At 55.8% G+C, this 24,149-nt stretch carries 18 protein-coding genes and 2 pseudogenes; 11 read left to right on the forward strand and 9 right to left on the reverse strand.

The annotated features are described in order from the left end of the window. Positions 1-2: 2 nt before the first annotated feature. Together miaE (JFU37_RS17935) and miaE (JFU37_RS17940) are read right to left on the reverse strand one after the other, a co-directional pair. Positions 3-608 (reverse strand): tRNA-(ms[2]io[6]A)-hydroxylase, encoded by a 606-nt coding sequence (miaE, locus tag JFU37_RS17935; protein ID WP_201116913.1) that lies wholly within the window; start codon positions 606-608, stop codon positions 3-5. Then, a complete protein-coding gene (gene miaE / locus JFU37_RS17940) occupies positions 598-759 on the reverse strand; it encodes a tRNA isopentenyl-2-thiomethyl-A-37 hydroxylase MiaE (RefSeq protein ID WP_242485769.1) in 162 nt (53 codons plus the stop codon). Before miaE (JFU37_RS17940) ends, miaE (JFU37_RS17935) begins: the two co-directional genes overlap by 11 nt. A 160-nt stretch (positions 760-919) precedes the next feature. Between miaE (JFU37_RS17940) and JFU37_RS17945 the strand changes: the two genes are divergently transcribed. Next, complete coding sequence (locus JFU37_RS17945; RefSeq protein ID WP_201116914.1) at positions 920-1,783, forward strand: universal stress protein; 864 nt, start codon at positions 920-922, stop codon at positions 1,781-1,783. Positions 1,784-1,869: 86 nt separating this feature from the next. On the opposite strand, the gene JFU37_RS17950 is transcribed toward JFU37_RS17945, so the two are convergent. Continuing rightward, on the reverse strand, positions 1,870-2,340 hold the full coding sequence (locus tag JFU37_RS17950; RefSeq protein WP_201116915.1) for a DUF1289 domain-containing protein: 471 nt from the start codon (positions 2,338-2,340) through the stop codon (positions 1,870-1,872). A gap of 407 nt (positions 2,341-2,747) precedes the next feature. Here JFU37_RS17950 and acnB point away from each other — a divergent pair, with 407 nt between their 5' ends. Continuing rightward, positions 2,748-5,348 carry a bifunctional aconitate hydratase 2/2-methylisocitrate dehydratase gene (acnB, locus tag JFU37_RS17955; RefSeq protein WP_201117140.1) on the forward strand — a complete coding sequence of 867 codons (2,601 nt, stop codon included), beginning with the start codon at positions 2,748-2,750 and terminating at the stop codon, positions 5,346-5,348. 244 nt (positions 5,349-5,592) lie between these two features. Here acnB and JFU37_RS17960 read toward each other — a convergent pair whose 3' ends face one another. Further along, positions 5,593-7,254, reverse strand: coding sequence for a SulP family inorganic anion transporter (locus tag JFU37_RS17960; RefSeq protein ID WP_201116916.1), 1,662 nt, complete (start codon positions 7,252-7,254; stop codon positions 5,593-5,595). Between the two features lie 198 nt (positions 7,255-7,452). Further along, positions 7,453-8,733, reverse strand: coding sequence for a serine/threonine transporter (locus JFU37_RS17965; RefSeq protein ID WP_201116917.1), 1,281 nt, complete (start codon positions 8,731-8,733; stop codon positions 7,453-7,455). Positions 8,734-9,245: 512 nt separating this feature from the next. Here JFU37_RS17965 and JFU37_RS17970 point away from each other — a divergent pair. Then, a pseudogene (locus JFU37_RS17970) lies at positions 9,246-9,690 on the forward strand (IS5/IS1182 family transposase); the annotation flags it as partial. Between the two features lie 118 nt (positions 9,691-9,808). Here JFU37_RS17970 and JFU37_RS17975 read toward each other — a convergent pair. Then, positions 9,809-10,432, reverse strand: a complete 624-nt coding sequence (locus JFU37_RS17975) for a MarR family winged helix-turn-helix transcriptional regulator (RefSeq protein WP_201116918.1) — start codon at positions 10,430-10,432, stop codon at positions 9,809-9,811. 253 nt (positions 10,433-10,685) lie between these two features. On the opposite strand from JFU37_RS17975, the gene JFU37_RS17980 reads away from it, so the two are divergent. The 3 genes from JFU37_RS17980 to feaR all read left to right on the forward strand — a co-directional run bounded on the left by JFU37_RS17980 (position 10,686) and on the right by feaR (position 14,489). Further along, complete coding sequence (locus JFU37_RS17980; protein WP_201116922.1) at positions 10,686-11,933, forward strand: Rieske 2Fe-2S domain-containing protein; 1,248 nt, start codon at positions 10,686-10,688, stop codon at positions 11,931-11,933. Between the two features lie 114 nt (positions 11,934-12,047). Beyond that, positions 12,048-13,010, forward strand: coding sequence for a PDR/VanB family oxidoreductase (locus JFU37_RS17985; RefSeq protein ID WP_201116923.1), 963 nt, complete (start codon positions 12,048-12,050; stop codon positions 13,008-13,010). Between the two features lie 474 nt (positions 13,011-13,484). Then, positions 13,485-14,489 carry a transcriptional regulator FeaR gene (feaR, locus tag JFU37_RS17990; RefSeq protein WP_201116924.1) on the forward strand — a complete coding sequence of 335 codons (1,005 nt, stop codon included), beginning with the start codon at positions 13,485-13,487 and terminating at the stop codon, positions 14,487-14,489. On the opposite strand, the pseudogene JFU37_RS30720 reads toward feaR, so the two are convergent. Together JFU37_RS30720 and JFU37_RS17995 are read right to left on the reverse strand one after the other, a co-directional pair. Continuing rightward, a pseudogene (locus tag JFU37_RS30720) lies at positions 14,481-14,667 on the reverse strand (IS3 family transposase); the annotation flags it as partial. The gene feaR and the pseudogene JFU37_RS30720 sit on opposite strands and share 9 nt — an antisense overlap. Before the next feature lie 417 nt (positions 14,668-15,084). After that, positions 15,085-16,497: an APC family permease gene (locus JFU37_RS17995; RefSeq protein WP_242485770.1), complete on the reverse strand. Its 1,413-nt coding sequence runs from the start codon at positions 16,495-16,497 to the stop codon at positions 15,085-15,087. Positions 16,498-17,198: 701 nt separating this feature from the next. On the opposite strand from JFU37_RS17995, the gene JFU37_RS18000 reads away from it, so the two are divergent. The 5 genes from JFU37_RS18000 to JFU37_RS18020 all read left to right on the forward strand — a co-directional run bounded on the left by JFU37_RS18000 (position 17,199) and on the right by JFU37_RS18020 (position 23,617). Further along, complete coding sequence (locus tag JFU37_RS18000) at positions 17,199-18,476, forward strand: aspartate aminotransferase family protein (RefSeq protein WP_446739548.1); 1,278 nt, start codon at positions 17,199-17,201, stop codon at positions 18,474-18,476. A gap of 9 nt (positions 18,477-18,485) precedes the next feature. Then, positions 18,486-19,553, forward strand: coding sequence for a phosphotransferase enzyme family protein (locus JFU37_RS18005; protein ID WP_201116930.1), 1,068 nt, complete (start codon positions 18,486-18,488; stop codon positions 19,551-19,553). Positions 19,554-19,600: 47 nt separating this feature from the next. Continuing rightward, entirely contained in the window at positions 19,601-20,395 is a 795-nt protein-coding gene (locus tag JFU37_RS18010; RefSeq protein ID WP_201116932.1) for an SDR family oxidoreductase, read from the forward strand. A gap of 305 nt (positions 20,396-20,700) precedes the next feature. Beyond that, a complete protein-coding gene (locus tag JFU37_RS18015; RefSeq protein WP_201116935.1) occupies positions 20,701-22,188 on the forward strand; it encodes an aldehyde dehydrogenase family protein in 1,488 nt (495 codons plus the stop codon). 433 nt (positions 22,189-22,621) lie between these two features. Next, positions 22,622-23,617: a helix-turn-helix domain-containing protein gene (locus tag JFU37_RS18020; protein WP_201116937.1), complete on the forward strand. Its 996-nt coding sequence runs from the start codon at positions 22,622-22,624 to the stop codon at positions 23,615-23,617. Between the two features lie 91 nt (positions 23,618-23,708). On the opposite strand, the gene hpaR is transcribed toward JFU37_RS18020, so the two are convergent. After that, the gene (hpaR, locus tag JFU37_RS18025; RefSeq protein WP_201116939.1) at positions 23,709-24,131 is read right to left on the reverse strand and encodes a homoprotocatechuate degradation operon regulator HpaR; all 423 of its coding nucleotides are present in this window, start codon (positions 24,129-24,131) and stop codon (positions 23,709-23,711) included. Between the last annotated feature and the right edge of the window lie 18 nt (positions 24,132-24,149).

The following is a 24,149-nucleotide window of genomic DNA, read 5'->3' on the forward strand; positions in this document are numbered from 1 at the left end:
CGTCACGCCAGTGTCGGGACACCACTATGGAATCTGAATTCGCTATCCGGGCTGTCAATCAAACCAGCCTCAACCGCCCTCACCTTCTCGATCACTCGATCCACATCCGTCGCATCACCATACTGATATGCAAGCTTCAGATAGCCCTGAAAGTGCCGTGCTTCGCTTTTCAGCAACCCGTAGTAAAACCGCCCCAATTCCTCATCCAAATGCGGCACAAGCGCTTCAAAACGCTCACAGCTACGCGCCTCGATGATAGCCCCTACCACCAACGTATCAACGAGCTTCACTGGTTCGTGACTTCGTACAACCGCTCGCAGCCCAGAGGCATATCGACTTGCTGACAGCGGACGCCATTCCACCTTACGCTTTTTCATCAGCCGCAAGACCTGCTCGTGATGCACAAGCTCTTCACGGGCCAGCCGAGACATCATGATCACCAGATCAGAATACGCACCGTACTTGGCGATCATGCTCAGCGCAGTGCTAGCGGCCTTGAATTCACAATTCTTGTGATCAATCAGCATCACGTCTTGATGACTCAGAGCCGCTTCAACCCATGCATCGGGGGTCCGGCACCCTAGGAAATCATGGACTTCAGGCAGCATGGATATTTCTCACAATTCGTAGTTGCATTGCCGACTTCTTCTCGCAGTTCTTGTGGTCGATCAGCAGGGTTTCCTGATCAGCCAGCGCGGCCTGGACCCAGCCGTCGGGAGTACGGCAGCCGAGGAACTCGTGAATTTCGGGAAGGATCATGGGGCTCACGGATAAAAGGTTCAAAACGAAGGGCGCCGATTATACCGGCCTGCCCGCAGACCACCAGTCGCCAACCGTTGATATGCATCAAGTCCCGAATGCCCGACCAGCAACTATAGTTGTCCCACGCAGTATTTTTTACTTCCTGGAGATCCCGATCATGCAAGCCATTCGCAGCATTCTGGTGGTCATCGAACCCGAACACTCGGAAAGCCTGGCGCTTAAGCGCGCCAAATTGATTGCCGGCGTGACCCAGGCCCATTTGCACCTGCTGGTCTGCGACCGCAAACATGACCATAGCGCCATGCTGGGCGTGCTCAAGGCCGCCCTGCTGGAGGACGGCTACAGCATTACCACCGAGCAGGCCTGGAATGAAAGCCTGCATGAAACCATTGTCGATGTGCAGCAGGCGGAAGGTTGCGGGCTGGTGGTCAAACAGCATTACCCGGACAGTCCGTTGAAGAAGGCCCTATTGACCCCGGCTGACTGGAAACTGCTGCGTTACTGCCCGACGCCGGTGTTGCTGGTCAAAACCTCAAAACCCTGGACCGGCGGGGTCATTCTGGCGGCCATCGACGTCGGCAATACCGATGGCGAACACCGCCACCTGCATAACACCATCGTCGACTACGGTTTCGACATCGCCAGCCTGGCCAAGGCCCAGTTGCATGTCATCAGCGCCCACCCGTCACCCATGCTGTCATCGCCCGACCCGACGTTGCAACTCAGCGAAACCATTGAGGCGAGCTATCGCGAGCAGTGCAAGGCGTTCCAGGCCGAGTTCGAAATCGACGATGACCACCTGCACATCGAGGAAGGTCCGGCGGATGTGTTGATTCCGTTCATGGTGCACAAACTGCAGGCGGCGGTGACCGTGATCGGCACCGTGGCGCGAACCGGGTTGTCGGGGGCTTTGATCGGCAATACGGCGGAGGTGGTGCTGGATTCGGTGGAGAGCGATGTCCTGGTGCTGAAACCGGAGGAGATCGCGGATCATCTGGAGGAAGTTGTGACCCGGCATTAAAAGATCGCAGGCTTCGCCAGCTCCTACAGGGTGCACGCAATCCCATGTAGGAGCTGCCGAAGGCTGCGATCTTTTGACCTTAACAATCAACCGCCAAAGGCGTCCTTGAGGAACCCGGGTGCGATGTACCGCTGGTAATGCGCCTCGGAGAGCAAAAAGAACTCCCGATCAATGGCATCCCGCAATTCCGGCAAATTCCATTCGCGAAACTCCGGCATCAGCACCATCCCGTAGGCTTCCAGGTTGTTAATGACCCGGGCACCCCGGGCGATCAGCTGATAAGCCCAGCAATATTCCGACTGATGCGGCACAAAGCGAATCTTGCGCTGCTCCAGCTGCATGCGCAGACGCTGAGGATCAAAAATTTCCAGCTTGCTGGCCATTACCTGCGATAACAGCTGCTCCAGACGCAGCCACACCGCACGCTTCTCTTCCTCGTTGTAACCATTCCAGTTGATCACTTCATGGTGGAAACGCTTGCAGCCACGGCACACCAGATCACCGTAAACAGTGGAGCAGAGGCCGACGCAAGGGGTCTTGATGGTCTGATTGGGCATAGGTAAGGAAAACACGGGAAAGCAGAACAGATCGGCATGTTAGCCCTTTGTCTAACATTCATCACCCCTCAAAATTCAGGGCCTAACTTACCTTTAATTTTTTTTTGCCGTAGAATCAGCCAGCCTTTTAAGGCGCCAATGTCCGTTAGAAGCTGTTTTCAAAGCGTCACGAGCACAGTCGTTCCTTCAGAGCGGTGTTGGCGAAGGGTTTTTCCAGCGGGGAAAAGCCCAACGCCAACCCTCATCAGCTCCCGTTCTGCAGGCGTAAAACTTTGAAAGCAGCTTCTGTAAGGAATTGTCGGTAATTCTGGCTAAGTGGCCCACAACGCCACGCAGCGCATGAGTACGGCAATTTCGGGATGAGCGTCCCGGACACCCATTTGGGACCACTGATGAGGGTAATAACTGTGCTTGAAGCCTACCGCAAACATATCGAAGAGCGCGCAGCACTGGGTATCGTTCCCCAGCCGCTTAACGCCGAACAAACTGCAGGCCTGGTCGAGCTGCTGAAGAATCCTCCGGCTGGCGAAGAAGCTTTCCTCGTTGACCTGATCACCAATCGCGTTCCGCCAGGCGTGGACGAAGCAGCCTATGTAAAGGCCGGCTTCCTGTCTGCCCTCGCGAAAGGCGAAGCCAAATCCCCTCTGATCGACAAGAAACGCGCTGTTGAACTGCTCGGCACCATGCAGGGCGGCTACAACATCGTGACCCTGGTTAACCTGCTGGACGACGCCGAACTGGCGCCAGTGGCTGCCAAAGAACTCAAGCACACCCTGCTGATGTTCGACGCCTTCCACGACGTTGCGGAACGAGCCAAGAACGGTAACGTTCACGCTAAAGGCGTGCTGCAATCCTGGGCTGATGGCGAGTGGTTCAAAAACCGCCCTGTGCTGGCCGACAAGATCAGCCTGCGCGTGTTCAAGGTCACCGGCGAAACCAACACCGATGACCTGTCCCCTGCCCCGGACGCCTGGTCCCGCCCAGACATTCCGCTGCATGCCCTGGCCATGCTGAAAATGGCTCGCGACGGCATCGTGCCGGACGTGCAAGGCTCCATCGGTCCGATGAAGCAGATCGAAGAAATGCGCAACAGCGGCTTCCCGATCGCCTACGTCGGTGACGTGGTCGGTACCGGTTCGTCGCGTAAATCGGCCACCAACTCGGTGCTGTGGTTCTTCGGCGACGACGTGCCTTTCGTGCCGAACAAGCGTGCCGGCGGCTTCTGCTTCGGCAGCAAGATCGCTCCGATCTTCTACAACACCATGGAAGATGCCGGCGCACTGCCAATCGAATTTGATGTGACCAACATCAACATGGGCGACGTGATCGACCTGTACCCGCACGCTGGCAAAGTCTGCAAGCACGGTACCGACGAAGTCATCACTACCTTCGAAATGAAGACCCCTGTGCTATTGGACGAAGTCCGTGCCGGCGGTCGTATCCCGCTGATCATCGGCCGTGGCCTGACCGATAAGGCTCGCGCCGAACTGGGTCTGCCAGCGTTCGACCTGTTCAAAAAACCGGATGCCCCGATCGAAAGCACCAAGGGCTTCACCCTGGCGCAGAAAATGGTCGGTAAGGCGTGCGGCGTAGCCGGTGTGCGTCCAGGCACCTACTGCGAACCGAAGATGACCACCGTCGGTTCCCAGGACACCACTGGTCCGATGACCCGTGACGAACTGAAAGACCTGGCGTGCCTGGGCTTCTCCGCTGATCTGGTCATGCAGTCCTTCTGCCACACCGCGGCTTACCCTAAGCCGATCGACGTGACCACCCACCACACCCTGCCAGACTTCATCATGACCCGCGGCGGCGTTTCCCTGCGTCCGGGCGACGGCATCATCCACAGCTGGCTGAACCGCATGCTGCTGCCGGACACCGTCGGTACTGGTGGTGACTCCCACACCCGTTTCCCGATGGGCATTTCGTTCCCGGCCGGTTCCGGTCTGGTTGCGTTCGCTGCAGCCACCGGCGTCATGCCGCTGGACATGCCGGAATCGATCCTGGTGCGCTTCAAAGGCAAAATGCAACCGGGCGTCACCCTGCGCGACCTGGTTCACGCCATTCCTTACTTCGCGATTCAGGCTGGCCTGTTGACCGTCGAGAAGAAAGGCAAGAAGAACGCCTTCTCCGGCCGCATCCTGGAAATCGAAGGCCTGGACAACCTGAGCATCGAACAGGCTTTCGAGCTGTCCGACGCCTCGGCCGAACGTTCGGCTGCCGGTTGCACCATCAAGCTGTCGAAAGAGTCGATCACCGAGTACCTGAGCTCCAACATCACCCTGCTGCGCTGGATGATCGGCGAAGGCTACGGCGATGTGCGCACCCTGGAACGTCGTGCTCAAGCGATGGAAGCCTGGATCGCCAATCCTGAGTTGATGGTGGCCGATGCTGACGCCGAATACGCTGAAATCATCGAAATCGACCTGGCCGACATCAAAGAGCCTGTGCTCTGCGCGCCAAACGATCCGGACGACGCCCGTCTGCTCTCCAGCGTTGCTGGCGAGAAGATCGACGAAGTGTTCATCGGTTCGTGCATGACCAACATCGGTCACTTCCGCGCGGCCGGCAAGTTGCTGGAACAGGTCAAGGGTCAGCTTCCAACCCGTCTGTGGCTGTCGCCGCCGACCAAGATGGATGCTCACCAGTTGACCGAAGAAGGCTACTACGGCATCTACGGCAAGGCTGGCGCACGCATGGAAATGCCAGGCTGCTCGCTGTGCATGGGTAACCAGGCCCGTGTAGAGCCGAACTCCACCGTGGTGTCGACGTCGACCCGTAACTTCCCGAACCGTCTGGGTGACGGCGCGAACGTCTACCTGGCTTCGGCCGAGCTGGCGTCTGTTGCTTCCATCCTGGGTCGCCTGCCGACCGTCGAGGAGTACATGGAGTACGCTGGCAAGATCGACAGCATGGCGGCCGATGTTTACCGCTACCTGTCCTTCGACCAGATCGCCGAGTTCCGTGAAGCCGCTGCGAACGCCAACATTCCGGTCGTTCAAGCCTAACGTTACAACGCGATAAAAAACGCCGCCCCTTTTACGAGGGGCGGCGTTTTTTTATGCCTGCATGTTGTGCACCGCACAACCTGTGGGAGATTCTATGTTGCAGGGGAACCCTCAACATAGAATCTTGTATGTGGACTGGAAGTGTAGGAGCGAGCTTGCTCGCGATGGACTTGAGAGCAACGCGTTTATTCAGGAAGAACGCGTTATCGTTAACGTCCTTCGCGAGCAAGCTCGCTCCCACAGGTTATGAGAAAGACTTGAGTGCTTGCTGCACCGCACCGTCGACACTCAAATCACTGAGAATCACCTGCTCCAGCTCCTGCGCCGGCAACAGCGCGAGAACGCCTTTAGCCTGGTCCTTGAGCCGCGCCAGAATCAGTAATGTGTCTTCGGCACGCACCCGCAAAAAGAAAGCTTCCAGCGCTTCGATGCTCGTGCCGTCCAGGTCCGGAGATTCTTCCAGGCTCAAAATAATCGTATGAATCGGCGGCGAGGCGTGGCGAGCCAAGTGCAAGGCGCCGCCCAGAATGCGCTCCACATTGGCGAAAAACAGCGCTTCACTCGGCCTGACAATCAGCACGCCGGGTATTTCCCTGGCTTGAGGATGGCGGCTCAGGTCGACAAAATCGTGACCGCCAGCCATTTGCCCCAGCACTTGAATATCCGCCGATGACATCTGTTTGAGCATCAGCACCACGCTGATCACCACCGCTACCAACAAACCGTCCAGCACGCCAAGCACCAGCACCGCTGCCACCGCGCAGATCACCAGCAGGCGGTCGCGGCGCCAAATGAAATAGCGCCCCAATGGTTGCAGACTCAAGCCTCGGGCCAAGGCGTGAATGACGATAGCGGCCAGCACCGGCTCGGGCGTCAGTGCGATGTAAGGCAACGCCGTCAAGACGATCAGCAACACCACCCCCGCCGCTACGGCACCCGCCATCCGCGAACCTGCCCCCGCAGCCTCATTGGCCGAGGTCGCGGAGTAGCCTGCACCCGCAGGCATGCCATGGAACAAGCCCGACAGCAGATTGGCCGCACCGAGGGCCAACAGGTCACGGTTCGAGGACACCCGGTCGCCGTGTTTGAGCGCAAAGGAGCTGATCGATCCATAGGATTCGGCATACAGAATCATCACCATGGCAAACGCCAACTCCCCCAGACGCAACCAATCAGCAAACGGCAACACCGGCAAATGAGGCACGTCCAGGCGTAAATCGATCACGCCGATCAGCTTCACTCCGTGGGCCGACAAATCCAGCCATTGGCCAGCCGCAATACCGAGCGCCACCACCAGCAACCCACCCGGTAAACGCCGCACGCGTGCACACAGCCACAACACCAGCAATGACACGACCGTCACGAGCGCGCCGACCCGATTCCACTGGGGCAATTGCTCCAGCAATTGCGGCATGAGTCGAATCAGGTTGCCGCTGTCCAAGTGCACATCGACGGCGCTCGCGACCTGTTTGAGGATGATGGTAATGGCCAGGCCCAACGCAAAGCCGCGCAGCACCGGTTTGGCGATAAATGAAGTGATGCTGCCGAGCTTGAGCAGGCCGGCCAGGAGGAAGAAACCACCGGTCACCAACACCAGGCCAATCGCCAAGGTCATGCGCAAGCCCGGGTCACCATTGGCCAGCGTGGCGGTGGCGGCGGCCAGGACCGCTGCCGAAGATGAGGTCGCGGAAACGATGGCAAAGCGGCTGGTGCCTAATAGGCCGTAGCACAGCAGGCCGGCAAACAACGCGATGACCCCGGTCTGTGGCGGCAACGCGGCAATGCTTGAATAAGCAACGGCCTCGGGCAACAACAAGCCGGCAATCGATAACCCGGCCAAGACGTCCAGCCATCGGTTTGGCGTATCGGCGCGGGGATTTGTCGATTCGCCGTGAGCACCTGCCATGAAGCGTCTCCAGAGAAAGGGCTCTACGCCGCGCTGATGCAGTCCACAGCTTAGTCGCTAATCTCGAGGGATGTGTGTTCTGGGTCAGGCGCCGAGCATTTTCATGCCCCAAAAGATCGCAGCCTTCGGCAGCTCCTGCATGGATTGGCGTACACCTGTAGGAGCTGCCGCAGGCTGCGATCTTTTGATCTTATGTTTCTACGCCGTCAACGAATAGATCAACGCCGAGATAGCCACCAGGCCCACCGCCGTCACGAAGACGTTGGACGCCTGACCGCGATAACGCGCCATGGCCGGTACCTTACGGACCGCGTACATCGGCATCAGGAACAGGATCGCCGCGATAACCGGCCCGCCAAGGGTTTCGATCATCCCGAGAATGCTCGGGTTCAGCGTCGCAACGATCCAGCAGACCACCAGCATGAACCCGGCAGTCATACGGTTCAGCGTCTTCGGCGCCGGGCGTTTGCCGCTTTTTACAATCAAGCCCTTGAGGCCTTCACTGGCGCCAATGTAGTGGCCCAGGAACGACTTGGAAATGGCCACGAACGCAATCAACGGCGCCGCGAAGGCGATGGTCGGGTTGCTGAAGTGGTTGGCCAGGTACGACAGGATCGACAAGTTCTGCGCCTTGGCCTCGGCCAGTTGTGCAGGCGACAGGGTCAACACACAGCTAAAGACGAAGAACAGCACCATCACCACCATCAAGGCGTGGGCGCGGGACAGGATTTGCGAACTGCGCTCCTCGGCGTGCTCACCGTAACGACGTTTCTGATCCACGGCGAACGCCGAGATGATCGGTGAGTGGTTGAACGAGAACACCATCACCGGAATCGCCAGCCACAAGGTGTGCAGCAGCGCCGACGGCTCAGGCAGGGTCGATGCGGTCGCGAGGATGCCGCCGTTCCAGTGAGGAATCAGGAACACCGCCAAAAACAGCAGCGCAACGATGAACGGATAGACCATCAGGCTCATGGCCTTGACGATCGCTTGCTCGCCGCAACGCACCACAGCCAGCAGGCCAACGATCAGCACGAGCGACAGCACGGCGCGCGGTGGCGGCATGATGTGCAGTTGATGTTCGAGGAAACTGCCCACGGTGTTGGTCAGCGCCACGCTGTAGATCAACAGGATCGGGAAAATCGCGAAGAAATACAGCAAGGTGATCAGCGCACCCGCCTTGATGCCGAAGTGTTCTTCAACCACTTCGGTGATGTCCGCGCCTTCGCGACCGGACAACACGAAGCGGGTCAGGCCACGGTGCGCGTAAAACGTCATGGGGAACGCCAACACCGCCAGGACCAGCAACGGCCAGAAGCCGCCAAGCCCCGCGTTGATCGGCAAAAACAGGGTGCCGGCGCCGATGGCCGTGCCAAACAGGCCCAGCATCCATGTGGTGTCATGGCGATTCCAGTTCGAAAGAGTCGCTGGTGTCGCCGCTACATAGCGTTCGTCGACGCTATTGGCCTGATCATTCATCCGGTGGGATCTCCGCATTCCGGTCATTTGCTACCCGGTCAGAACGAGTCGGAAAAATCCGACAGGCAGCGTCCTGACCGAAACAGGGGCGCGATTGTCCGGGATTAGTGAACAGAAGCAAAGACTTAGCTGAGGAGTGGTGTTGCGGATCAGATCATGGCCTGAGAAAAATCCCTCTGTGGGCATAAGCTTTTAAAATTATTTGGACTTTTTTCACGATCGTTGAACAGCCGTTGGAGTGTTCTACAGAGCCCCCTTCGAGGGAGTACGTTGATGGACTTGAATATTCCCCCATTACACCGACTTGAATATCTACGACACATGTACCGTGCCGGCAATGCACTGGCGTTGGCCGCGATGCGTCACAACCAAACGAGCAGTGGATTCGCAATGTATTACAACCCACATCGAGGCCAGTACGATGCAGAAGAAAGACATACAGATGGCCCTGCCAATAGCGCTACTGCGACCAACAAGATTGATTTAGCGAATGCCATCGATGGCATAAGCACATCAAGCCGGAACGCCTCATCGGCGACACTGCTTACGGTACAACGCCGATGCTGGCTGGACGGTGGAGGAAAAAGACATCGAGCCGCATGTGCCGGTGTGGGACAAAACCGAAGGCAAGAGCGACAATTTTTCGAGCATCGATTTCCGCTGGAATGAAGAGGCTGAAGAATATCGCTGCCAGGCCGGCAACGCGCTGCGCAGCGAATGGCGAGCCTTTAAGAACGAGCGTTCGCACGTCGGCAGACAGATTGCGTAGCGTGTCCGATGAAAGCCAAGTGCTGCCCGAACACTGCGTTTCGCAAGATCGCACGCAGCGTCCATGAAGCCGCCTGTGATGTGGCTCGGCGCATCGCAGCAACGCCAGCGTATCAGCACTCTCGCCACGAAAGTAAAAAGGTCGAAATGTGGTTTGCGCATCTCAAACGCATCCTGAAATCGGAAAAATAGGGGTGATCACATATTTCATTAGACTACACAGATGCAACTAAAGAATGGCCGCCCTACGCTCTGTCTTTTTGGGCGACTGCGCCAACATCCTTTGCCAACGTTTGTCTATTGCGATTCACTCTCTCCCTGAAATGATTTCGGCCGACGCCTTCTTCGCACCTGTCTTTGCTGGAACTTTACGCACGGGCTTCTCAGTACGCGCTAGCGGATTGCTGTCCTCGGGTGTCGCCTGCAACCATCCTGCTTCGACCACATGCAACAGATGGCCGAGTTGATCAAGTTCGCCTCGCTCATGGGTCAATTGCTCCAGGCATTCAAGACTCGTCTCGGCCAGTCGGGTAATCGCGATATCAACCAACCGCATTCCCTCATCACTCAGTTGAATGAGTTGGCTGCGTCGATCTTCAGGATCGTAAATGCGTTGAGCCACTCCCTTTTCTACTAGCCGATCTGCCCGGTAGGTGGCGGCTCCCGAGGTCACCCGAAGCAGGCGGAAAATATCCGTTGGCCGCATGCAATAGGGTTTGCCACTTCTCCTGAGCGCAAACAGCAGCATCAGGTCCTTATGGTCCAGTGCGAGGTCGTCGGCTATTTGCGAAATATGTCTGTCGATGAGCATGGAGAGACTGCGAATACGCAAAGTTATCGCCAATCCGTCGTGATTGAGGTCGGGGCGCTCTTTGCGCCACGCCAGGGCAATTGCTTCAGGGCTCGCAGAGGGGGAAAGAATATCGTTCATCGGAATTCCATCGGGTAGCGGTTAGGCGATGATACCTCAGGACACGCGCTCACCTTGCCCCGTACTGAAAACCTTCGCACCAACACCTATTTAACATGTTAACCAAAACGCTTGACGCTCGTCACGACCAGCGTTAACCTCGATTTATCTTAACAACTAAGATAGTTAACAGTTAAGTCAAACCTGCTTTTCTGGCACCCGGCCTTGTCTTGGAATGCCAGCGGCAATGCCACAAAAATAAGGAGAGCCCCCCATGCTGACCGCTGAACAAAACCGCCTTTTGACTGATGTATCCCCTGGCACGCCCTTGCATCGCTTCTGGAAAAAACATTGGCTTCCCGCGCTTCGTAGCGAGGCGCTGGAAGCCGGTGGAACTCCGCAGAAGGTTGAGTTGCTTTGCGAGCGGTACGTGGCTTTTCGTGGCGACGATGGCAAGGTTGGATTCCTTTTCGAAGCCTGCCCGCACCGAGGCGTTTCACTGGCACTGGGTCGAAATGAAAATAATCGTCTGACCTGCATATTCCATGGCTGGAGTTTCGACGCAGACGGCCAATGCACCCGCATGCCCACAGAACAAGATCAAAGTTTCTGCAGCAAAGTGAAGGGCCAAGGTTTCGCCGTCAAAGAAGCCGGTGGCATTGTCTGGGTGTACCTCGCTGAGGGCGCGCCACCCAAATTCAATGATTACGCCTTCACCTACCTGACTCGCGAGCACACTCGGCCACGTGCCTCCTATAACGAAGCCAACTGGCTGCAAAATGTCGAGACCCTGCTCGATTCCGCACATATTGGCCTATTGCACAACGACACCACGGCCGACAAGAACTTGCCTCAGGCAGGTCTGCAATTGGTTACCGGTAACGACACTCCAAAATACGTTCTTGAATCCAAACCCTATGGATTGCGCTCCTTTTCGGTTCGCACCATGCCCGAAGAAAAGAACTATCTGCGAGTGACCGAGTTCGTCTCACCAGGCACTGCGTTCATCGGCACAACCGAGGCCGAGGCAGGCTTCGTGATCATGGTCATCCCGGTAAACAACACACGTTCACTGCAATGGTACGTCTACTGGGACAAGCGCCAACCGATCGAAAGCAATCTGCCGGACTTCGCGCTGATGTGTACCGACGACAATGACGACAATTTTGCAGCCTCACGTCAAGGCACCCCCAACTACGGACAAGACCGCGAAGCCATGCGCAAAGGGGAAAGCTGGAGTGGCGTGCCTGGGGTCATCTTCGAAGACTACGCCGTCGCGGAAAGCATCCCTATCGTGGACCGCACCCGAGAGTTTCTTGGAAGTGGCGACCTTGCGATCGTACGGCTACGTCGAGAGTTGATGGAGCGCATCAGGAAATCCGAGGCTGGTGAGGATTGTGTTCAAGCCGGGGAAACCGACTATCGCTCACTGCGCGCGCTGGCCGAAGTGATCCCTGCTGATAAAGACATCAAAATCTTCGCTGAGGAAAAGCGCCAGCAACGGCAGGCGGACCTCGCCTGACCAATGTCGTCAGCTCACCGGCCCGTCCCCGCGCGAGCTGACGTGAATAAGATTCTCCCTGATGGGGGCGCTTTCGGCGCCAAGCGTTCAAGAGTGTATTACCGAGACTTACCTATGCCCGCGCTCAATGAAACCTTCGAAGTTTTTGTAAAATCCGTCACCCATGAAGCCAAAGGAATTTTGGCTTACGAGTTACGCAGCCACAGCGGCGAGGATTTGCCGCCGTTCACGGCGGGAGCGCATATCGATCTGCATATGGAGGGTGCTCCGGTACGCAGCTATTCGCTTCTCAACTCGCCCTCTGATCGCTCTCGTTATGTCATCGCCATTTCCCTGAACGAAAAGGGTCGCGGCGGCTCAATTTATATCCATAAAAACCTGCACTGCGGAGATACACTGACCATTGCCGGGCCGCGAAACAACTTCCCGCTGGCTGAAAATGCAAGGCGCAGCATCCTCATCGCTGGCGGCATCGGTATCACACCAATCTGGTCGATGGCTCAACGCCTGACCGAAATCGACGCCCATTGGGAATTGCACTACGGCGTGCGCAGCAAAGACTGCGCCGCACTTTTGGAGCTTATGGAAGGACACCCGCTCAACCGGGCTATCCATACCTGTTACTCCGAGGGCGAACACGGAGAGTTCCTTGACCTGAAAGCTATCGTGGCTCGAGACAACGAGCACACGCACTTCTATTGCTGCGGCCCTGTCGCAATGCTGGAGGCATTCAAAGAGGCGACTCGGGAGCTGCCCGCCGAACGTAAACATTTCGAATCGTTCAGCGCCGAGCACGAGGCTTCCCTGGAAGGTGGATTCGTCGTCGAGTTGGCACGCAGCGGCAAGGTGATAGAGGTGACATCCGGGCAGACCATCCTCGACGCACTGCTCGGCCAGGGCATCGAAGTCATGAACTCCTGCCGGGAAGGTATCTGCGGTGCCTGCGAGGTCCCGGTACTGGAAGGATCACCCGACCATCGCGACTCCATTCTGAGTGACTCGGAAAGGCAAGCAGGCAAAACCATGTTCGTCTGCTGCTCGGGATCGCTCGGCAATCGACTGGTGCTGGACCTGTGACCAGGTTGGCCCGCTCCGGACCGCCCTGACAGCCGCGGCGTCGCCCCGCTTCGTTCTATTCGGCTGTGTGTGCATGATCGCCGTCGATCGTTCATCCAATCATCATAAAAACGCCGCTGGTACCTATGCAAACCTTTGCTGATGGCGGCAGGTAGCATCAGTGCAACCGGTCTTTCCCGCAAGACATCTACATCCTGATGCCCGCACTGATCGTTGCATACACGGGAGCCAACTACCTCGCTCCCGATGTTTTGGCAGCGGCCCCGGGCCTTCTTGACGGACAGCATGCTCGCCACCGGCATTGCCTTGATCTGCTCGCTTGGCAGTAACGCTTCTTTGTCCTTTCCTTATTCCAACGCGCGAAAACGACACGCATCTCAAAAGGAGAAAAAGCGGCACAAAGCGTGCTTAATCCTTTGCTGCATTGTTGCTCGTGCATTTGAGTAACATATTAACGATTTGGAGCCGATCGCCATGAACAACCAACAGACTGAGCTGGACACGCTCGAGAACTGGAATCACGCCATTCGATCACTCTGTGGCTCGTACCAGACTCAGCTTGCCCACAACAGGGCCCTCTTCATTGGTGAAGCGACGTCAAAGGAGCACATGGGTCTGACGCTGGCACAGTTAAGGACCAATGCAGGATTGATAAAGCGCACTCCTAACTCCGACCGTGACGATGACCGATACTGCTTCATCAAGAGTCAGCGCGCTGGATACAGTCGTATCGTCCAGAATGGCGTTATTTTGCACTTGGCTCCCGGAGACATGATCCTCATGGACTCTGTAGGCGCCTGCGAAATATCCCCACTTGGGTTAGTGGAGCAATCTTCCTTGCGCCTGCCTAGAGAGGCAGTGGCGAAGTCCCTTGGAGCCAAGCGTGCGCTTTTTGGCAGGATCTCCGCACGCTGCGTCACCGGTCGCATTCTTGGATTACTGATTGATCAGCTGTATATGGATAAGCAGGCCAGTTCCGCAGGACATGAAGAGTGCGAAGCCACACTGAATGCCATTACCACCCTCCTCTGCCCGGCCCTGGAGGAGCAAGATCAAACTGGCTGCTATGGGGATTCCCCGCCAGGTAATAGCCTGCACTTGTATGCGCAGCGTTTGATAAATGAAGGTCTAAATCAGTCTAATCTGTCGCCAGAGCAGATTGCCAAGCGAATGAAGCTTTCAGTTCGTCATCTATATCGGCTGTTCGAGAATCAAAATGACAGTGTTTGCCGCTATATTCTCCGCACCCGTCTACTGCGGAGTGCGAGCGACCTTAGCAACCCCCACTTGGGGCGTGAATCTATCACCTCCATCGCCTATAAGTGGGGATTCATGGATTCAGCACACTTCAGCAGAGCCTTCAAAAAACAATTTGAAAAGTCACCCAAGGACTACCGCGCCTCAATGCTGCAAGCTTCCAGATTCACGTCCTGTGGACTTGCCCCTACAAAACCGGACACCAACTTCCTGTTAAATTGATGCGGTGGCCAAGCGCCTGAACTCCCTCGGTGAGCGATTCTTCAAGGCGCTGGGCGGATGCTGCTCGTTGTAGAATTCAAGGCAATTGCCGGGTTCGCAGCGCCGTTTCTCGACCCGGCCTGGGCATGTGCTCCACGTAGTCCCACTTGATCGTCTTCACAAAGCTCTCGGCATGCCCGGCAAACCCGCTTCACGTTGATCGCGGGGAGCAACTGGGTTACACAGGCGCGATGCAGCAATCCCCAGACACGACGGTAGCCATAGCTGGGCAACTCGCTGATCTTGTGTTGGATTTCGACCACCAACTCAACGTCGCTCACAGGCTAGCTTCGCCGTACCTTGGGCAATACCGATTGCTTGATTCGAACCGTTAATTACGAACGCCCCAAACCGAGAAACTCGCTGACCAACTTCACTGGTCGTTCCCCGGCAAGGGTGAGTGCGCAATCCATTTTCGCGATCGGGCGATCTACGCGATCTGCGCACGAGAGAGCATCCATTGCACAATCATCGTTTGGTGGCTATGACTGCGCTATTCAGGATGAAGAGAATCTGTAACGAACGAGCGCCCTCTAGAGGGCGCTCGGTCCAACTATCAATCGAAATCAGCCTCGAATAGACGCCGCTTCATATAAAACTTGACCCACAGGGCAGCGATCACACTGACGAGCAATAGAATGCCACCGGTGATCTTATAAACCATGGCTGTCATGTCCGGAGACGGTGAATTGTTCAATGCGATGTACACCATACCCATGACACCTATGATTTGCGGCAGAGGATAAAAGGGTGCTCGATACGGGCGAGGAAAATCGGGAAGACGTCGACGCAACACCATTACGTTGATATGGGCTACCACATAGGCCAGCAACCAACTGGTGGAGGCTGCAATTACCAGAGTGATAAGCGAGCTCATACTGAAGAACAGGAACGGCAACAGGACGATGCTTGAAATGAAAAGAATGGCGACCCAAGGGGTGTCAGTCCCCTTGATTTTTAGCTTCAACTGCGGGAACACCTGACCGTTCTCAGCCATTCCCTGCAACATCCGTGGTATAGCCGCCAACACGGTGTTAATAGTGCTACAGGTCGCCGTAATACCCATTACTGCGGCGATCAGAAGCCCTTCCTTACCGAAAACGGCACTTGCGTAATCGGCGTACGGTAACGGCGAAGTGGTCAGTGTCTCTACGCTGAGATAATTGCTGGCACCGATTGCAAACGCGGAAAAAATTCCCAGCATTACCAGCAGTGCCAAACTCATCACACGGGGAATGTTGCGTTCCGGTTTTTGAACCTCATTGATCATCGGGCAGATGTACTCTGTACCCACCATCAGCCACATCGCAAGAGCGATCAGCCCGAGAAAGCTACCATCTTGCACTGTTGCAAAGCTCCATACCACCGGGGTACCAGTGATAGATGGGGATGGCTGCGCCAGCCCAGTCAAGGCACATAGACTTAACAGTACCAGCGCACACACCAGAACAAATACCAAGAGGTTTTGCACCTTGGCAAAAACATCCGCGCCCACCAGATTGGTCACTGTCAATAATACTAGGATAGCCACCGGAATCACTTTTTCCGGAAAAACACCAGGAAGGAGTTTATTGATCACTGCATCAACAAGGAACATTTCAGCCGGTAGTGCCAGCATCGCCACGACTACATAACCTGCGAATACCGCAACGATGGCTGGAAAGTGACCGATTGCTTTTTGCGTATAAGTGCCTAACGTCCCTGCATTCGGAAACATCAAGGACAATTCAGCAAAAGACATGGCATTGAACTGAGCCAGTACGAAAGCTATGCACAAAGCAGCGATGAAACCCATACCCCCGACACCAATTCCTTGCGTGGCCGATATCATCGAACCCTGGACAACCACTACCCCCATACAAATGGCCATCATTGTCAGAAATCCTAACTTCTTCTTAGGAGTAGACAACGCTTCCTTTACGGAGCCTGTACTCATTGAAACTTCATCTGGCACACGTATCTGGTTCATATTGTTATTGTCCCTACTGAGACTATCGTGAATACACGGTTATGAAATTCAATTTTTCCAAATCGACATCGACTCGGAAGGCATTGTTGAACTTTCGTGTTGTCCCACCGGGGCTTTAAATTAGGATTGCCCTAGTCATCACGAATGCATCAGCACTCGGCGACATAATCGCCTTGATAGAGATAGCAAGTGGACACAACACTATATTTTTATTCATTTCTTATTCTTCCATTGCTTGGTTCATAGTCATTAACCGGTGGAGCTGTCCACCACTATCCAGCGAACGCCAGAGACGTGTCAGAGCGTCCTCACGGGAATTAGAGTACGAAGGCGGCAAGGCGCGCGTTAGCCTAATTTGGCATCGGATTTTAAAAGCGCAGCGTTACATCGGTGAAAACTCGAAATACGGCTTCAGCCCAGCCCGGCTCAATCCATGACAAGTGAGCCCTGGTGCCCCCTCTAGCGTGGGCACGCTGTAAATACGGATGGGGGCATCACAGCGCTGCACTCTTCACTGCAGCACCGCACCCCCTATTTGGCGCATGCCAATATTGGATAACCCCCCCGCCTCTCCTCTTTGTATCTTGGGTACCACCACTGAGGTCTCGACATCAAATTTTTTGCAGACGCAGGACTTGAGCGGTCGACTGAAACCCTCTCTTTGTCATGCAAAACCGATATCAAAATAAAAGGAGTGAATGGTGACCGATACTGAATTGCTGCAGCGCAGAAATCAGTTGTTAGGCAAGGCTGCGCCACTTTTCTATGACACGCCGTTGCATATTGTGCGCGGTGAAGACGTCTGGTTGTTTGACGCTGATGGCAAACGCTATCTCGATGCCTATAACAACGTGCCGGTGGTTGGGCATTGTAACCCCAGGGTTGTGGACGCGCTCTGCAAGCAAGCAGCTCAACTCAACGTACATACCCGCTACCTGCACGAGAACGTCGTCAATTACGCCGAACGCCTGACAGCGACGTTCGACACGTCGTTGGATATGACCATCTTCACCTGCACTGGTAGCGAAGCCAACGAACTGGCCTTGCGTATGGCCAGGATGACGACCGGTGCCAAGGGCATCATCTGTTCGAACTGCACCTACCACGGCAACACAGCGGCAGTGGATGAGCTATCGACCATGTTCACCGGCGGACTCTCAAGGAGCCCCAACGTGCGTGCGGTACCGTTCCCTGATCTCTATCGCCCGCTCGACGGGCTGCATGGCGAGGCGCTGATCGATGCCTACGTTGCTGAAGTCGCAAAGGCCATTGAGGCACTAAAGGCAGATGGCGTCGGTTTCGCCGGTCTCTTGATCTGTCCAATCTTCGCTAATGAAGGTCTGCCTGGCGCTCCCTCGGACTACGTGCAAAAGGTGGCTCGCCTGGTTCGCGAGGCAGGTGGCTTGCTGATCTTTGACGAGGTGCAGTCGGGCTTCGGTCGCACCGGGCAGATGTGGGGCCAGGACCTGGTCGGCGTCGTCCCGGACATCGTCACCATGGGCAAACCCATGGGCAACGGCCATCCGATCGGCGCAGTGGTGTCACGAGCAGACATCGTAAACCCCTTCCGCGAGCAGGTGATGTACTTCAACACCTTCGGTGGAAACCCGGTCTCCTGCGCAGCAGGACTGGCGGTACTGGACGTCATCCAGGAAGAACGACTGGTCGAACACGCCGCTCAAGTTGGCGAGCATACGCTCAAAGGTCTCCTCACACTCCAGCAGCGCCACGAGGTAATCGGCGACGTCCGTGGCTCTGGGCTGTTCTTCGGCATTGAGCTGGTACTGGACCGTGAGCGCAAAAAGCCGGCGAGTGACCTGGCAAGACATTTGGTCAACCTGATGAAGGATCGCGGTGTACTGATCAGCCGCCTGGGGCCGAATGACAACGTGCTTAAAGTACGTCCACCACTGCCTTTCACTACCGAGCACGCCGATCAGTTCATCAACACCCTCGACGATTGCCTGGCAACCCTGTAGGAGCCGCCCATGAGCGAACACATTGAAATCAACCAAGAGCAGATGCTGGCTAATCTGCAAGGCCTGGCACGGGCGTCGTTGCATCACTGGGACATGGACTGCCTTGACATCGCCCTGATCAAGTACCGGGAAAACGCGGTATTCACAGTCGAGACGACAAATGGACACCGCTACGCCCTTCGTGTGCACCGTGGCGGCTACCACTCAGACGCAGCGCTACGTTCCGAGCTGCAGTGGATGGCTGCGTTACAGCAATTCGGAATCGAAGTGCCCGTAGTGGTACCGACCAGCAAGGGTGATCTGTTCATTCTAGCCACGCTTCCCTCGACCGGAGAGATCCTGCAGATCGACCTGTTCGAGTGGATCGAAGGTTGCCAGCTCGGTACCGCTGAAGGCGGGCTCGGCGACGATATACAGCAGATCGAGCACACCTACCGGACTATCGGAAACATCGCCGCACGCCTCCATGAGCACGGAAGGCAGTGGCATCTGCCTGAGGGATTCAAGCGCCATGCCTGGGACGCGGAAGGCCTGGCCGGCGAAGATCCCTTCTGGGGGCGCTTCTGGGAGCTGGGTAGTCTCAGTGCGGAGCAACGCCAGCTGATCTTGACCGCCCGGGACATTGTGCGCTCCGAACTGCAGGCAATAACTCGGACTCCCGAGCATGATGACTACTACGGTCTGATCCATGCCGATTTTGTGCCGGAGAACCTGATGATATCGGGCGATACGGTTCGCCTGCTGGACTTCGATGACTCTGGTTTCGGCTGGCATCTGTTCGAACTGGCCACAGCACTTTACTTCATCCGCCGGGATGCGAACTTCAACGTTGCTCATGACGCACTGATCGAAGGCTACCGAGCCCATCGCGCACTGCCGGAGAAGGTCCTGGCCAAACTGCCGGTCTTCATGATGGCGCGCGCCTTCACTTACCTGGGCTGGGTGCAAACCCGAGAAGGGTCGGACGTTGCCAAAGAACTCGCCCCCTTCTTGACCGAACTGGCGTGCGATCTTGCCGCCAAATTTGTCGAGACCCATGGCGGCACTGCCCAAGCAGAGCCAATGCCCAACCATTGATATACGACGGCTCGCACTCGCGGGCCTGGCCAACCAAGAGGTGAAACATGTTCAATTTGCAAGGAAAAGTAGCCCTAGTGACCGGCGCCAGCCAAGGCATCGGCCAGGGCATCGCTGAAGTGTTCGCCAAAGCAGGTGCTCAGGTTGTGGTGGCGGCCCGTAATGCTGAAAAAGGCCGCAAGGTAGTCGCCGACATCGTCGCCAACGGCGGCCGAGCGCAATGGTTGCAGACCGACCTCAGTACGGCCGAAAACGCAAGACAACTGGTCGAAGCGGTACTCGCAGAGCACGGTGCATTAGATGTCCTGGTGCACAACGCCGGGGTATTCCCGATGGCGACGATCGACGACCTGACCGACGCGCAACTGGAAGAAACCTTGACGGTGAACCTGAAGGCTGCCTTCTGGCTGACACAGGCGGTGACGCCATCGATGCGCGAACGCGGTCATGGCCGCATCCTGTTCACGTCTTCAGTAACCGGCCCACGTGTGGCAATGCCGCTGCTGGCTCACTACGCGGCCAGCAAGGCCGGACTGAACGGGTTCATCCGCGCCGCCTCGCTCGAATACGCACGGGATGGCATCACCGTCAACGCCGTTGAGCCCGGTTACATCCTCACCCAAGCAATGGACCAACTGGTCAGCCGCGAGGAGCAGGCGGAAATGGCCACTCAAGTGCCGATCGGACGCCTCGGCCATCCCCACGACATCGCCCACGCCATGCTCTACCTGGCGAGCGATGAGGCGAGCTACGTCACTGGGCAGAGCATTATCGTCGACGGCGGATCGTGCACACCGGAAAGCTCGGTTCAATTGCAGGGCTTCTACGCAGACCGTGGCTGATTAGCTTGCGATAACAGCCACCACGTGGGCCTAAGACCTGATTAAGCCTATTAGCCCAGGGGCTGCTATGAGTTCAGCGCAGCAGCCTCAGACCTATTGGGCCAAAACTCAATCCATGAGCAGCAGGTTGGGCTGTACCGTGCCTCAAAGTGCCTATTCAGCCACCCGCGGAGGTGGCAGGCACAGTCATTCCCATGACAGTCAGAGTCAAGATCGGCGGTCTGCCGAGAAGTAACCTTAGTGATTACAAACCATTTTTGCAGGGCGGCACCCGCCCCCCCTGTTTCTTGCCGGAGCCTGCCAGCGTGAGTGATGTGACTCTTCTTCCAAGTGTGACCCGATTCCTTCGCCGCGAGCATGGTCTGTACATTGATGGCGGCCACATCGCCAGTAGTTCGACCACCAAGATCAAAGTCATCAATCCGGCCGACGGCGAAGTCATCGCTCAGGTCAGTGATGCTGCCCAAGCCGACATTGATCACGCCGTAGCTAGCGCCAAACAAGGCTTCAAAGTGTGGTCACGGACCAGCCCGGCAGCACGAGCAGCTGTATTGTTCAAACTCGCCGATCTGCTGGAGCGCAATCGCGAAGAACTGGCGCAGATCGAAACCTGCCAGTCCGGAAAGATCATTCAGATTTCCCGCGCCTTTGAAGTGGATCAGGCCGCGCACTTCCTGCGCTACTATGCCGGCTGGGCGACAAAAATTACTGGCGAGACCATCACGCCCTCGTTGCCTTCTTTCGCAGGTGAACGCTACACCGCATTCACCCTGCGTGAGCCAGTCGGCGTAGTGGTCGGCATTGTGCCGTGGAACTTCTCCACCATGATCGCCATCTGGAAGCTTGCCTCAGCCCTGACGACCGGTTGCAGCATCATCATCAAACCGAGCGAATTCACACCGCTAACTATTTTGCGGATTGCCGAATTGGCGACTGAAGCGGGTCTACCTCCCGGTGCGTTAAACGTGGTGACCGGGAGCGGCCTGGTCGGTAAAGCTTTAATTGAGCACCCCGGTACCGATAAGGTTTCGTTTACCGGTTCGGTGTCTACAGGCATTGCTGTGGGCAAGGGCGCAATTGACGCTAAGCTGACCCGCGCCACGCTGGAGTTAGGTGGTAAAAACTCCGTTGGTTTTCTGCGAGATGTCGATCTGGACAAAGCGGCCGACGGCATCATCGAAGCCGGTTTTCTGCATTCCGGACAGATCTGCGCGGCTGCCGAGCGCTTCTTCGTTCACCGCTCGCAAATCGAACCGATCATGGAGAAGCTGTCGCAACGACTCGCCACTTTGAAGATAGGCTCACCGCTGGATGAAGCCACTCAGTTTGGCCCGGTCACCAATAAACAGCACCAACAGAAACTCGCTGGTTTCTTCGATACCGCACGCGCGGAGAACAGTACCATTGTCTACGGCGGCAAGATCATCGACGGAGCTGGCTGCTTCGTAGAACCGACGATCATCCTGGCTAATTCGATCAACGACACGTTGCTGAATGAAGAAACCTTCGGCCCCATTGCCACCTTCTTCCCTTACGACACCGAAGAAGAGCTGCTGCACCTGATGAACGACACTCCCTACGGCCTCAGCGCCGGCTTGTGGACCAACGACCTATCCAAAGCGCTGCGCCTGGTACCTGAAATCCAAGCTGGAACAGTTTGGGTAAACATGCATAACATGCTTGATCCAGCTGTGCCGTTTGGTGGTATCAAGTCCTCTGGAATCGGTCGTGAATTCGGCGCAGCGTTTATTGATGACTACACGGAACTTAAATCCGTGATGATTCGTTACTAAACCTTCCGAGCATCGGCGTTATCTCATCGCTGCGGACCCGACTTCGGTCGGGTCTGACTATTGGGAAGTCTGTGCATCAATCAAAACGGTGGTGCACGATGACGGTTGTTCCAGTTCTGCCGCGCAATAGTCTGTTGAGCTCTCGCGTTAAACAATTTTTGTAACGGTTTTACCCAACGATGCCCACTCAAAGGATTTGCAGATTTCATCGATACGGCTTTTGTGTTTCCTTACAGACTTGAATGGCTGTAATAATGCGAATTTTATAACTTTATTGCGGTTTTTCACCGTCTGAATGGCCATTCGTCGTTTACCAAAAATAAATTGAAAAATTACGTAGTCGCTTCGGATTTCTGGAGCGTATTTTGCTTGCTTTGCTCCGACAGTTTTTCGTTACCGGCAACAGTCGGATCTTGAGCAGGGCTATAACAATATGAAACTAGAGAAAGTTTGCCGTACTAGTGATTATTATGTTCACGCGAGTCATCATTCGGATCCATTCACAAATTCCGCAGCTTTTGACGGCTGGGATTTGGAGTATGCCCAACTTTCTTCCGGCCAATATCAGTGTGACACCAAAGAACTATGGCTCTCTGGTTTACAGATATATACAGAGGTCGGAAATGTAACGAGCCACCAATCTGGTATTGCATGGGCTAATTCTTTTGTTTTCGCCCTGCCTTGGCGCATGGCGCACGAAGGACGAGCTAACGGTCGAAGCTGGGCGGCCAATGAAGTTGTCATGTTTCGAGGCGAGTATGATTACGACGCCCTGGTTCCTCCTGCCAAGCTTCTGATTGTGGCAATTTCTCGTGAAGTCGTTGCTGAATACATGGAAGCGGTCGAGCATGTTTCTGTGAACAACTGGCTAAAGCGCGGGATGCTCCTGGTTAGCGATGCAGCATGCACAGCAAGCATGATCGAAGTGTTTATCGGGATGCTCGATGCTTGCCATGATGATCCGGAGTTACTCAGTCGTCCCGAGGTACGCTCAGCGTTGATGCAGAAGACGATGGAGGTGCTCTCCCCCCTTATTCTGAAAAACTTTGAACTGCCGGTGATTGTTCACAGGGAGTTTAATCATGTGCAGATCGCGCGTCGGGCACGCGAGTTTTTGATCGATAACATTTCAGAGCCCATGCAAATTATCGATGTCTGTCGTGAACTTCGCGTGTCTCGGAGAGTATTGCAATATAGTTTTCAGGATTTATTGAATATCAATCCAGTGAGTTACCTTCGGTTGCTCAGGCTGAATGGCGCCCGTCGTGAGCTGGTGAATGCCGGTGGTCGTCCGGTGCAAGTAAAAGATGTTGTTGCCAATTGGGGCTTCTGGCACTTGAGCCGTTTCAGCTCCGAATATAAAAAGATATTCAATGAGCTGCCTTCGGAAACACTTAGTCGCGCAAAGCAGGAAGTTAGAATGCTGTAGCGCGGTCGTCGACAATCTTAACCATTGCTGCTACGTCCAGCAGCTCATCGTTTATGCACCGATGGCTGCTCAGACCTTTCGCAGTCGACCATCAGGGTTTGATATTTTTTAGCTCATTGAGCAAGGCCAATAGCTGCTCCATTTTCTCCGCGCCAAACTGCTTCTGGATCTTCAGATAGTTGCTTTCCATGCCTTCGCTCATCGAGACAAAGCACTGCTGACCTCGTTCTGTCAGGGCAACAAAAACCCGCCGCTGGTCCTGACTGGACTTCTGCCGGCGCACGAGGCCGTCGCGCTCCAGACGACTCAGAACGCCAGTCATGCTTGGTTTGAGAATGCACGCTTGGTGTGCAAGTTGATGACTCTCAAGCTCGCCCTGCTGGCGCAGTATCCGAATGACCCGCCACTGCTGTTCCGTCAGGTCATGCTTGTTGAGCGCTGGTCGGAAGAATGCCATTGCGGCTTCGCGAGCTTGCAATAAGGTCAGTGTCAGTGAAGGTCTGGGGTTAGCCATAATCGAATTACTTGAATG

Origin of the sequence: Pseudomonas sp. TH41, assembly GCF_016650695.1 — a bacterium.
GTDB lineage: Bacteria > Pseudomonadota > Gammaproteobacteria > Pseudomonadales > Pseudomonadaceae > Aquipseudomonas.